The sequence below is a fragment of the Roseateles sp. FW301-B2 genome, from assembly GCF_058788955.1.
Map to the genome: position 1 here is coordinate 1 of NZ_JBYTBE010000061.1, position 12512 is coordinate 12512.

Genomic DNA, 12512 nt, shown 5'->3' on the forward strand with positions numbered 1-12512 from the left:
CGCCCACCCCGCCCATGCCGGCAATTGCCACACGAGCCTGCCGCAATTGTTGCTGCTCCTTCTGCGTGACCCAGCCGATGTTGCGAGAAAAGGCCTGCTTGTAATCGAATAGATCGGAAGAGGAATCAACCATGGCCGCTCCACGCTGCATCACGCAACAGCGGGTGGCTTGCGCACCAGGGCTTCAAAGCAATTCCCTGTCACCGTTTCTCTAAGGACTTCAAAGCCAGCCTGCGCAAGCAAATCACTAAACTGCTCACGCTCAAATGGCGTGTAGAGAATACCTTTGCGAATACCCCAGTCGTTGATCGCCTGCGCAATTTGGCGAAAGGGCCAAACACCGCGCGGATACAGGAGCACATTACAGGCAAGCGTACCGCCCGGTTTCAGCACTCGTTTAGCGTCCTTGAGCGCGCCCAAGACATCGGGAAAACAGTGCACCGAGTTGGCAATGTTGGCAGTGTCGAAGCTCTCATCATCGAATGGCAGCGCTGCAGCGTCGGCATGCAAAAACTCGGTATTGGGCCAGTCTTTGAAGCGCTGAATGGCGCCTGCAAGCATGGACTCCGCGTAGTCGATTCCTGTGACGTGCACGGCAGGCATTTTGTGCCATCGGCGCCACAGCATCACCAACCATGTGAGCGTTGCCGTACCACAAGCAATCTCAATGTGGCGAGGTCCCATGTTCCGGCCAAAGAAACGAACTTGAGCCCACAGGGTGCTGTTGTAGGCAAAGGTAAGAATAAAGAAGCCTCGGATGTCGTACCAAACGGGAGGCGATTTGTACGCCAGCGCGATCTCTTCTTTGGTCTTTCTCTTCATCGCGTTGGCTTCCGTGGCCATAGATGCTCCCCAATTTCCGGCAGAAGAATGCCCAAGGGGATTCTAGGGCGCATTGAGCATGTAGCCAGCCTTTTCCGCACGCAACAAGCCCGGCTATCAAGACTCCGCCCCATGCCCTACCGGACGCCCAGCACGAAAAAAGAGCGACGCTTACGCGTCGCTCTTTTTGCGGCATGAGCAAGAAGCTCATGCACTGTTAGGCATTAGCGGCGAACCGCTTGCCTCAAGTTGTTAGGCCTTGCGGCGGCGGCTGAAACCCAGAGCAGCCAAGGCCAGCCCCACCAGAGCCAGACTGCCAGGCTCAGGAACCTTGTTCAGGAACACCGCGCTGACGTCGCCCGTGATCGTAATGGGATTGCCGGGGGTCAAACCGTCAATGTCGCCATTGACTTGCGTGTACATGTAGAACGGATTCGGGGCAACAAAGTAGTTCTTGCCCTGAGGCGTCAGGGTAAAGCCATCAAACCGAATGTCAAACGCGCCAGGAGGGCCAACGATATCGCCGGTGCCGGTGCTCAGATTGTTCGTGAACGCCACCAAGTAGTCGTCACCACTGCCAGCCGTCGTGAACGGGCTATCCCCGTTATCAACGAACGTCGTATCTTGGCTCGGATCGATGTACAGGTAGAACTGACCGGTGGCCCCAGTGAATTGAGTGCCGCCGACCACAGTACCCGTGGCACCGAAAATGGCGTACAGGCCATAACCGCCGGCGCCGAAGCCGTTCAGTTGCGTCGGCACGAGAGCCGTACCGTCATTCTTGAAGTACTGACCGAAGTTGGCATAGGCCTGCGCCGAGAAGGTCGTCGGGCTGGTCAGATAGACTTTTTCGGTGTAGCCGCCATTCAGCTTGTCAGCGGTGAAAAGATTGGCACCGGCACCAGGCACCGAGCCCTCTTGAACCTGGAAATCCAGATAGGTCGTTGCCGACGCAGAACCGGCAGCCAGAGCCAGGGCCGCGGCAGCGATCGAGATCAGTTTCTTGCTCATAAATGCTCCTGTTGCATTGAAAGGGCTGGGCTTGGGAAAAGACTCCTAAGGGCCCGCACATCAACAGAAGCAGCATGCGTGCCAATGTTAATTATTCTTTTAAAATCAATAGCTTATGATTTAATCCCCACCAGCAGAAAGGTCCAATGTCAAAATTTCCGACAAGACATCCACGCACTTCAGTCTCAAGGTGCGGCTATCGCGCAAATGTCGTCAGAAGATTCGCGACATACTGGGTGGGCACAGCATAGGTAATGCCCGTCGGCGCGGACAACGCAGACTCCTTGGTCCCCTTCACCATCACCATGCTGATCACCCCAATAACCGCGCCGGATTCCAGCTCAAACACCGGGCCGCCGCTGTTGCCTGGGTAGGCGATGGCGTCGAGTTGCAGCACCTCAAAGGCACCCACCCTCAGCTGACGAAGCGCGCGCTCATTCAATTGCCGGGCATCACCAGCCGGACCGCTGATGCTTGTCTTGGAAGAAACCACGCCCCGATGCGTGACCATGGAGTAGCCCAGCGCACCAGCCAAAGGGAAGCCCATCAAAGCGATGGCGGCACCCTCTCGAACTGGCGCGCGAGCCAAGGCGAGAGGCGCAACGGCCTGCCCTTCAAAGCTCAGTAACGCGAGATCGTGACCTGGATCCGTACCCAGCACCTTGGCCAGGCGCGGGCGCCATACACCTCCTGAAACGTCAAAGGCTTGAACCATCAACTCGCGCGTCGGCCCTAGACTTTCAGTTGGCGGCAGGACGTGCACATTCGTAATGGCTAGGTTCCCATTGCTCACCACGAAACCGGTACCTCGGAACGTGAATCTAGGACTGTCCGTCGGTGCATATGTACCGACTAACAGCACTGACGGCTTGGCGCGCTCGATGAGGTCGGGCAACTCAGATGCGTGTGCGCAAGTCAGACAGCAAGCCAAAAGCGTCGTCGGCGCGAGGATGCGGCGTGAGTCCTTCACAGGTCGCTCATGGTGTTGCCGGTTTCCAGGGCGCCGACGCATTTACGCCATGCAGGATCGGGCTCATCAAGCTTGAAGCCATAGAAATTCCCACCAACGCCCTGGTGCCTGCGCACAACCTGCGCCATGACAGTCGAACGCTCGTCGGCACCGAGATCCACTTCCACTCGTCCCTGAATCCCTTCGGGCATATCAATCCGGCAGAGCGCTTGGAAACCGCCCAGTGAAAGCTCAATCACACTGACGACGTAGCGTCGTTCCTCATTGCCATTGCTCACGATGACCGTCGCGGGGCAGCGCACCGAAAACCGCTGATGTCGCCGCACTGGTTGGGAGGGAATAGTCGCACCGCTAAGCATGGGCAACACCGAACGGTATTCCGCCATGTCATAGATGGACCAAAGCAATGCGCGCTTGCGGTCATCTAGCTCGGCAAAACATGCACTCTTCTGATTGAAAAAATAGTCCAAGGCTGCCGGCTTCATCACAGGATCATTCGTGGTGAAGTAGCGCCTTTTGGGGAGCTTGATGTTTGGCAAGCGCAGGCCAACAAAATACTTGTAGAGATTCTTGCGTGGCCGGCGGCGCGCATACACCCGACGAAACTGCTCAAGCGCCTTGTGCAAATCCAAGGTCGCCCCGACGGCAGGTGCTCCGTTGGCAAAGTCGTAACTGGCCACCGTGTTTTCCTGCAAACGCTCAAAGAACAGCAGCGACTCGTAAAGCTCAATCATATTGGGATTGACCGCTATTACCAGATGCCGCGTATCGAAGAACTCCGTGCAGTAGGTATACATGAACTTCATGAGCGGAAAAAGGATCGCGCCACCGGTTCTGCGGAAATCCGTATGGACGGCCAATGCAGAAATTTCCGCGATATTCCCTTCCTTGGCCCGGACCTGCGACAGGTCAAAGACCGACTGCAGAGGGAATCCAAACACACCCTCCCGTATCATCGAAATCGTTCCGACTACCCGGCCGTCATACTTCGCACACAAGGTGGTGGTGGTTGGCAGCGCGTGGTAGAGCGTCACTCGCATGCCTGAATCAACGGGCTTCATGAAGCCGCTGCCCACATAGGCATCATGAAGAATGCGGAAGCATTGCTCCAGTTCGTCCTGGGTTTCCGCGATTTTCAACTCGAGCCGCTGATCTGGTTCCGGATCGCAATCCACCATGTAGCGGTAAATCGCGAAACGCATATCTCGCGGCAGGCGCGCAAACGAGCGCCGCAGCCACTGGTGGAACACCTTTCGTAGATCTGATCGCCTGATGCCGCTCATGACAGGATGGCCTTAGTGCAAACTAATACCCAGTCTAAGGCTCATTCTCGCAATACCGCTCGAATTGCGCAGGCAACGAACCTTGTCCACTGAGCAGTTATCTCATTGCTTCAACTTGATCAGAGCTTCCCGCACCTCAGCCTGCTGCGCAAAGGCATCGCCAAGCTCAAGCAGACGTTGCAACTCAAGCTTGGCAAGGTCGCCTTTGCGAGCATCGATCAGCAAGCGCGCCAGGTGCAGGCGATGAATATGCAAATCGGGCGCAAGCTCAATCGCCCGCTGTTGGACCTCGATCGCACGATCAAGCTTGCCACTGCTCGCCAGAGCTGAAGCCAAGCTGTCGAGGAACTGCGGATTGTTGGGCTCGATGGCAACTGCCGCTTCGCCATATTTGACTGCCTCGTCACGCCTGCCTTGCTGCAGCGCGATCCATGACAAATTATTGGCCGCCGACGCATTTCGCGGCACTAGCGCCAAGGACTCTCCATAGCGCCTGGCTGCCTCGTTCAAGTCGGCGCGTTTCAACGCCACGTCACCAAGATGGTGAATGAACAGTGCATCCTTCGGGAACTGCTCCAACCAGCGTTTCGCAAACTTGTCGGCATCTGGCATGCGCTTGTCCGCGCTTGCAAGCGCCCGATGAAGCTTGATTGCAAAACTGGTGTCCGCGCCCTTGTCCAAAGCCTTGCGATAAGCCTCAGCAGCAGCATCAAGATGATGCCGCTTCAGTTCAGCGTCGCCCTCAAGCACAAATCCCAGTGCCGCTGTTGTCTCCTGCCCTTGCAAGCTCCTTGCAACAACCAAAGCCTCGTCTATCCGGCCAGCAGCCATCTCCACACCATACATGGCCCCCATTGCGGCCAAGTTACCCGGTTTGATTGCCAGCGCGCGCTTCAGGCTCTGCGTCGCCGCACCATAGTTCTTGGCGCGCGAATGCACCTCGGCCAGGGCAATATGGGGCTGAGGTGACTGGGGACTCAGCGTCGCCGCCCGGCTATAGGTAGCCACGGCCTGATTCGTGTCGCCTGCACCTGCGAGTGCAGATCCCAGCGAAAGCAGGATTTCTACGTTGTCAGGCAGCAATGTTGCGCCCTCTTGCGCGACCGCCAGCGCCAGTTTGTTCTCGCCCCGTGCCATCTGCAATTGCACCAATGCAACCCTCGGGGCTACCGCCTCGGGGTACTCCTTAACGAGTTGCGTCAATTCGATGGCAAGGGCGTCCTTGGGCGCGCCTTGCTGCACCTTCAGATTGATCAGCGATATCCGCGCCTGCAGATTCCTGGGTTCAACCTTCAGGATGCCCTCGAAGTACTGGCTCGCACGCTTGAAGTCATTTGCATCGACAGCAAGTTTGGACAGGCTCGCAGCCGCCGGGAAAAATGTCGGATCCTTGGAGAGCGCGGCCTGGAACGCGGCCCGCGCACGCTCCTGATCACCCCTGGCCAACTCCAAATTGCCTCGTAAATTGTCCGCCAAGGGCTTGTTCGGTTCCTTCTTGGCCAACGCATCCAGCGCCTTGCTGGCCTGCTCGTAGTCCTTCTTGCGTAACAGGACGCTAACAAGTGCCAAGTCGGCCGTGACACCCTTGTCTTCGACCGCGATGGCACGCAGTTCGGCTGTGCCGTCGTACTTGGATTTGGCCTGCATGCGTGACATTACCGCGGCGACGCGGCTCGCCACGTCCTGCGGATTCAAGCTTGCCGCCTTGGCAAACATCTGCTCGGCACGCAGCGGGTCCCCCGTCTGCAGCAAGGCTTCGCCAAGCAGCGGGAACAACTCAGGATTCGGTTCTTTCGCGCTTAGCAGCGGTTGCGCCACCGCCAGAGCCTTACCAGCCTCACCGGCACGCACATAGACGCGAGCAAGCAAAAGACGAATGTCTGCAGCCTCCGGGGCCTGAGCAAGCGCTTTGTTCAAGTGCGCATCGGCCTGCAGCAGGGCGCCACGCTGAAACTCGATGGCACCGGCCAAGTGCAGAACGGGCACATTGCTTGGCGCCCGCTTGAGCAAGCGCTGCACCTCCTCACGCGCCTTCTGCTGATTGCCCTGATGCATGGCAAGCAAGGCCGAAAGGTAGCCAGCTTGTCCGCTACCGGGGGCGACCACCTTGAGAGCGTCTAGTGCCTTCTCGGCCCCCTTGAGATCCCGTTCCTGCAGCATCCACGTGATGATGCCGGCGTGCGCACCAAGGGCTGCCCGGTCCCACTTCAGTGCCTCCCTGTAGGCCTCGATTTCTTGTGCCTTTGACGCGCCGGCACGCTGCAACAAATCGGCCTTGAGCATCCACGCATCAGCAAAATCCGGGAAACGTTTTAACAAGGCATCCAGTTCAGCCTGAGCGTTACTCAATGGCGGCACTGTTGCCTGCATGCGCACATGCACAAGGCCGACCGTGCGGTCATTGCCATCTGCCTTCTGCGCGGCACTGATGACCGCCCAGGCTTCGTCTTTCTTGCCGATCGCCCAATAGGCCGCGGCCATCTGCGCCAAGAGCTGCGCATTCGCACTGGGACTCTGCAGCTTGACATCGCGATACTTATCCAGCGCTTTCGCCGCCTGGCCCACCAACAACAGAACACGGGCATGCTCAGGTGCCAGCAGTTCCGCGGAGTAGCCAAGCTCCTCGGCCTTGTTGAATTCAATCAAGGCACTTTCCGGATCTCCCGACAACAGCAAAGCCCGTCCCATCAGATACCGAGCCTCAGCACTGGACGGCTGCTTCTGCAGGACACCCTTGAGTTGGATGACGGCCGCCCTGGTATCGCGTTTCTCAAGGCTGATTCGGGACGCTGCCAGCATGCTGTCGGCCGACTCGCCCGAGCAGCCCGCGAGCAGCCCAGCACCGAGCACTATCGCGCTCAAGACATTCGCCTTGCAAAGCTTCACAACATCTCCCTGAAGTGTTTCACTTGATCTGCAGACGACTCACAAGGTCGTAGAGTGTGGGCCGGCTAACGCCAAGAATCTCTGCAGCCTTGGCAATATTGCCATCGGTGCGAGCCATTGCCATGACGACAGCTTGCCGCTCTGCCTGCTCGCGAATGGCACGCAGATCCAGGCTGGCGGCCTGCTCAATTTCCCGGCCAGGCACCGGCAAGCCGAGGTCATTGGCCGTGATGCGATCGCCGTCAGCCATGATGGATGCGCGCTTCATCAAGTTCTGCAATTCGCGCACATTGCCAGGCCAGGCATGAGCTTCGATGGCAAGCACGGCATCGTCTGCGAGCGACTGCACCGGCCGACGTTGCTCAGACGCAAAGCGCCGCAGAAACGCATGACTGAGCAGCACCGCATCGCCTTCACGTTGGCGCAGTGGCGGAATCTCAACCACGATTTCCGCAAGTCGGTAAAAGAGATCTTCCCTGAATCGTCCTTGCTGAATCAAGGCGCGCAAATCTTGGTGGGTGGCGCCAACGATGCGCACGTCAACAGGAATTTCCCCACGGCCGCCCAGTCGCTCGATGCTGCGCTCCTGCAAGAACCGCAGCAACTTGGCCTGCAACGACATCGGTAGATCACCAATCTCGTCCAACATCAGGGTGCCGCCATGGGCGGTTTCAATTTTGCCAACGGTAGTTTTGCTTGCCCCGGTAAACGCACCCTTCTCGTAGCCGAACAATTCGCTTTCGAGCAGCGCTTCGGGAATGGCGGCGCAATTGATGGCGATGAAGCGCCCCTTGCGCCGCGAAGCATTGTGCAACCCCAGAGCCAAAACTTCCTTGCCGGTGCCGCTCTCGCCCAACAGCAACACCGTCGCATCACTGGGCGCCACCCGTTCCACCGTGCGGCAAATACGCTGCATGCCCGCGTCACGCGTCAGCAAACCACCCAGGGCGTCTTGCGACTGCTGCATCTGCAGTCGACGGTTCTCCTGCTGCAACTCGTGCAGGCGGAAGGCGCGCTCCACCGTCAGAGTCAAGACATCCGGATCCACCGGCTTGGCCAGAAAATCGTATGCACCCATGCGAATGGCACGCAAGGCGTTGGACTGGTCGTTCTGACCGGTCAGAACGACCACCTTGGTCATGGGCTCCAATTCGATCAGGCGCTCAAGCAGCTTGAAACCCTCCGTGACTGAGTCCTGATCCGGCGGAAGCCCCAGGTCCATGGTGACAACGGCGGGCGTGTGGCGGCGGAATTGCAGCAAAGCACTTGCAGCATCGCTCGCCACTACGGATTCAAAACGATCGAGCGACCATTTGAGCTGCTTTTGCAGCGCTGGGTCGTCTTCGACAATCAGCAGCGATGCAGACGCCGACAGAGTCATTGGGAAGCCGCCATATGCAGGTTGGACGCCTGACCGGCATGAAACAGCGGCAGCGAGATCTTGATTCTGGTCCCGATATTCAATTCACTCTCCACGTCGATTTTTCCGCCCAGCTCTTGCAAGTATTGAAAGCTCTCGTAGGCACCAATGCCCATGCCAGCCGACTTGGTAGTTTGGAAGGCCTTGAAAAGCCGCCGCTCGATGAACTCGCTCGTCATTCCGCAACCAGTATCGCCCACTTCCACACAGGCGTGACTGCCACTTTGCCAAAGCTTTAGCCACACGCGACCTTCAGCCGGCGTGGCGTCAAACGCGTTCTGCACCGCATGACCGATAACGCGCTCGATGCGATCCTCATGCCCGCGGGTGCTAAGCGCGCCGGAGAGCTCCAGCTCAAGCACCCTCCCCTTGTGCTGCGCGAGCGCGGCCAGTTTTCGGGCGATCTGCACCAAATCAACACCGCCGGTCACGCCGTGCGGCTTGGCGCCCTCGCGCAACTGCAGCATCAACTGACGCATTTTCTCGAGCGAATTCTCTACCGTGTCGAGCATGTCTTGTTGAAATTCAGGGTTGTCACGCAGCCGCTTTGCGTTCTTCAGCATCAAGGACAACTGAGTAACGATGTTCTTCAAATCGTGCACCACAAAAGCCGACATACGGTTGAAAGCCTCGAACTTACGCGCCTCCAGCAGTGCCTCGGTGGCCTGCATCTGCATCAGGTAGCTAGCCGCCTGACTGCTGGCCGTGCGCAACAGGTCGCGCACCTCCCAATTCAGCTCAATCGGCGTGCGCGGCTTGGCAAGCAGTGCCAGCCCTGTCAGATCTCCGCCCGTCAGCAAGGGCACGATCAACCAATGCCTGACATCGGCAGCCAGCGACTCCGGCACTTGCAAGCTCCGATATTGCTCGGGCGCCCGCCGCCATTCATCCAAATCAATGATCCAGGCACGCTCGCGCAGAAACTTGATGAGCTCAATGTCGGCATCGAGAGCGGTGCCAATTTCGGGCAAATTCCAGCGCGCCGATTGAGTGAATGCGCCATCGCTGCCACGCTTCAGCCACAAGGAGCCTCCCGGACTTTCCACCAAGTTTGCCAAACCCTGCAGGACGGATTCGCCCAGCTGATGCGGTGACGCACTTGACGCAAGCATGGCGGTGAAGCGCAACCATTCCTCGCGATAGTCATAGCGATAGCTGAAGAAGTTCTTGCTGATGTAGACGCGCAGGCGAGCCCTCATGGATCCAGAAAGGCTCATCAACAGCAATGCCACCACCGCCACGGCTACCAGGGCCTGCTGCAGGGCGCGCCCCCATTCCCCGCCGGTATAGCGCACGTAATACCCGACGGCAGAAACGATCAGCAGGTAGCCACCGACCAGCAGCAGCGTGGCCGAATGGAAGACAGCGGCTCGCGATACATGCAGACGGCTACCCCACTGCCGATTGCGCCGACTCGCCATCCACAACAAGGGCACGGCCAAGGTGTGGACCGCAGCGCGGATGCTGACTGCGTCGCCGTCAAACTCCTGAAAGAGCGCGGCTTGCGAAAACAGAAACAGGTCGAAGGCAAATACCGCACCCAAGCCCAAGAACAGGGGTTTGACGCTCCAGCGGGTATCGCCCGAGGCATTGCGCAAAACCTGCTCAGCCAGCAACAGGCCAATCACCGCCAGGGACAAGGAGGCAAACGCCTGTCCGCGCTCAAAACTGAGCAGAGGCATTTGCAGTGCCTCTCGGTAAATGATCAGTGTCAACGGCGCGACTACGCCGAGAAACGCCGCCACCGACAGCAGCCAGGCACTCCTCTGGCGCGCAGCACTGGCACCCTGCAGACCCAGCAGCACAAGGAACCAGGCGCCATAGCGCAGCACATCAAGCGCCGGCAGCAGCATCGCCATCACCCAATGCCGCCTTGACCAGCCGCCCATTTGCGAAAAGGCATCAAGCAAAGCCCAGCCTGCCGTCAGCAACAGTGCCACCACGAAGGCCGCAGAGACCGAGCGATGCAAGGGATGCTTGGCGAGCATTGTCAACACCAGCGCGCCGAGCACAAGGTGAGCCAAGGCAGCAATCAGTCCCGATGCTGCCCCAAGATTGAGGCCATGTTCCAACATGCGTGATATAGGCAAGTGCCGCACAAGAGATTGCGGCAATTATTCAGCACAGCCTAACGCATGCTCGCGTCCAGGGCAGTTTTCAAGCGGCCATCAACGCAAAAACTGACGAGATCGACGGGTCTCGGCAGCTCAGGCATTGCGTCAACGCGCGCCCTTGCCCGTCAACACCACCGCGACAGTTTCGAGCAGGATCAGCAGATCCAGGAACAAGGTGTGGTTCTTGACGTAGTACAGATCGTATTGAAGCTTTTCGACCGAGTCTTCTATGGTCGATCCATACTCGTAGCGCACTTGCGCCCAGCCTGTCACGCCAGGCTTCACACTGTGGCGCACCGCGAAATAGGGAATCTTGGCAACCAACTCATCAACGAAATATGCCCGCTCGGGACGCGGTCCGACCAAGCTCATCTCACCCTTGAGCACATTGATCAACTGGGGCAGTTCATCAATACGAACCTTGCGGATGAAGCGACCGACCTTGGTGACACGATCATCGTTCTTGGTGGCCCAAACCGGCTTGCCGTCTTTCTCGGCATCGGTGCGCATGCTGCGGAACTTCACCACATCAAACACCGCACCGTTCTGCCCGACCCGCTCTTGGCGATAGAACACCGGGCCCTTGGACTCCAGCTTCACCGCCAGCGCGGTCAGCAACATGATGGGCGCGCTGACCATCAAGATGGCGGAGGAAAAGACGATGTCGAACAAGCGTTTCACGGCCGAACGGAACGCACCCTGATTGAAGCCATCGCCAAACACCAACCACCCTGCATTCACATGGCTGATCTTGATCTGTGCCAGCGTTTTCTCGAAATGAGTGGCAATGTCCACCACCTTGATGCCGTACAGCTTGCAGTCCAACAACTGACGCAGAGGCATGCTGCCCCCACGACGCTCGGAAAGCGCCACCACGATTTCGTCCACACCCAGATGCAAGGCAGTTTCGGTCAGGCTACCCCTGGACTCAATCACTTCGCCACGCGGCACTTCTGAGCGATCCTCGTTGGGGCCGGGAAAATAGCCCACCACCTGCGCATGCGGATCGGAAGCGCGCAGCGTATTGCCGACCGACAGCGCCGCAGCGCCCGAACCGAAGATCAGAATCTTGGTGCGCGTACGCGCTTGACCGATCGGGTGCGCGGCATAAACGCGGTGCACCATCACCGCCGCCACCGCCCCCATGGCAGCAAGAATCAGCAGATCGCGATGGCTGGCATTGGTCGGCACCAAGCTGAAGATGCCATAGGCGAGCGGCAGGCCGATCAACAGTGCCAGCAAGGCACGCGCGCAGGACTCGGTCAAGGACCGATTGTGAGCATGCTGATACAAACCGGACGCCGAGTTGATGACGAACATGCAACCGGCAAGCGAAAGACCGTGCGACGCAGCAAAAGGAATCACCTGCCCAGCACCATCACCCTGACTGAGCACGACCGAGAAGATGGCGACGATGATCAGTCCAAGGTCAAAGAAGACCTGGACCAAAGTCTGTCTATGCAGGTAGTGGTTGAATATCCGAATCATGCCTGTCCCCAATTGCACGCCTTCAGCACCGTTCGGTTGGTGAGCAAGCCGAATCTAGCGGTCTGTCGAAGGACTACCAGAATCCGCCGACCAAGGAGCTGCTTCGAAAGGGCGCAAACCGTACTGCGAGGCGATCATGCCTCCAGCAGACACTCTTGAAAGCCCCCCGTTTGAAGGGTGAGAGTGGCTTGAACCACGGCTATTCACGAATTCAGGGGACAAACTCCATTCCCGCCGTTTTCCTGAACTCCGCAGCGCTGGAGGCGCCGTATTGAACCAAGTGCATTCAACCAGCAAGCGCAGCCCAGCCAAACATGCTGTGCAGCCGCTCACGTGCGTTTTCCACGGCAATCCGGTTTTCTCGTCCCTCACTGTGGGGATGACACAAACAAAAAAAGCGCCCACCGAAGTGGGCGCCCCTGGCAAAAGCCGGTTCCTAGTGCTTAGCGCACCACGGCGATCTGCTCGCGCGCACCGCCCTTGTAGGTGAACAGGGTCAGCGCGCCATTCTTGATGTC

At 58.4% G+C, this 12512-nt stretch carries 8 protein-coding genes; all 8 read right to left on the reverse strand.

Translation table 11 applies throughout. The features are described from left to right. Window positions 1-150 precede the first annotated feature (150 nt). A complete protein-coding gene (locus tag AC3WQY_RS24245) occupies window positions 151-843 on the reverse strand; it encodes a class I SAM-dependent methyltransferase (protein ID WP_492711163.1) in 693 nt (230 codons plus the stop codon). 231 nt (window positions 844-1074) lie between these two features. Further along, window positions 1075-1833: a flocculation-associated PEP-CTERM protein PepA gene (gene pepA / locus AC3WQY_RS24250; RefSeq protein ID WP_492711165.1), complete on the reverse strand. Its 759-nt coding sequence runs from the start codon at window positions 1831-1833 to the stop codon at window positions 1075-1077. Between the two features lie 196 nt (window positions 1834-2029). Further along, the gene (locus AC3WQY_RS24255; RefSeq protein ID WP_492711166.1) at window positions 2030-2803 is read right to left on the reverse strand and encodes a S1 family peptidase; all 774 of its coding nucleotides are present in this window, start codon (window positions 2801-2803) and stop codon (window positions 2030-2032) included. Continuing rightward, window positions 2800-4086 (reverse strand): PilZ domain-containing protein, encoded by a 1287-nt coding sequence (locus AC3WQY_RS24260; protein ID WP_492711168.1) that lies wholly within the window; start codon window positions 4084-4086, stop codon window positions 2800-2802. Before AC3WQY_RS24260 ends, AC3WQY_RS24255 begins: the two co-directional genes overlap by 4 nt. A gap of 102 nt (window positions 4087-4188) precedes the next feature. After that, window positions 4189-6948, reverse strand: coding sequence for an XrtA/PEP-CTERM system TPR-repeat protein PrsT (gene prsT, locus AC3WQY_RS24265; RefSeq protein ID WP_492711170.1), 2760 nt, complete (start codon window positions 6946-6948; stop codon window positions 4189-4191). 43 nt (window positions 6949-6991) lie between these two features. Beyond that, window positions 6992-8353 carry a PEP-CTERM-box response regulator transcription factor gene (gene prsR, locus AC3WQY_RS24270; RefSeq protein WP_492711172.1) on the reverse strand — a complete coding sequence of 454 codons (1362 nt, stop codon included), beginning with the start codon at window positions 8351-8353 and terminating at the stop codon, window positions 6992-6994. Further along, the gene (gene prsK, locus AC3WQY_RS24275) at window positions 8350-10467 is read right to left on the reverse strand and encodes an XrtA/PEP-CTERM system histidine kinase PrsK (RefSeq protein WP_492711174.1); all 2118 of its coding nucleotides are present in this window, start codon (window positions 10465-10467) and stop codon (window positions 8350-8352) included. The genes prsR and prsK overlap by 4 nt, the downstream gene beginning before the upstream one ends. A gap of 144 nt (window positions 10468-10611) precedes the next feature. Further along, window positions 10612-12012 carry a TIGR03013 family XrtA/PEP-CTERM system glycosyltransferase gene (locus tag AC3WQY_RS24280; protein WP_492711175.1) on the reverse strand — a complete coding sequence of 467 codons (1401 nt, stop codon included), beginning with the start codon at window positions 12010-12012 and terminating at the stop codon, window positions 10612-10614. Window positions 12013-12512 lie beyond the last annotated feature (500 nt).

What these genes read in the sequence shown, in the direction of transcription:
- prsK (WP_492711174.1), bottom strand. Translation starts at nt 10,467, where the DNA reads ATGTTGGAACATGGCCTCAATCTTGGGGCAGCATCGGGACTGATTGCT.
- pepA (WP_492711165.1), bottom strand. Translation starts at nt 1,833, where the DNA reads ATGAGCAAGAAACTGATCTCGATCGCTGCCGCGGCCCTGGCTCTGGCT.
- AC3WQY_RS24245 (WP_492711163.1), bottom strand. Translation starts at nt 843, where the DNA reads ATGGCCACGGAAGCCAACGCGATGAAGAGAAAGACCAAAGAAGAGATC.
- AC3WQY_RS24260 (WP_492711168.1), bottom strand. Translation starts at nt 4,086, where the DNA reads ATGAGCGGCATCAGGCGATCAGATCTACGAAAGGTGTTCCACCAGTGG.
- prsR (WP_492711172.1), bottom strand. Translation starts at nt 8,353, where the DNA reads ATGACTCTGTCGGCGTCTGCATCGCTGCTGATTGTCGAAGACGACCCA.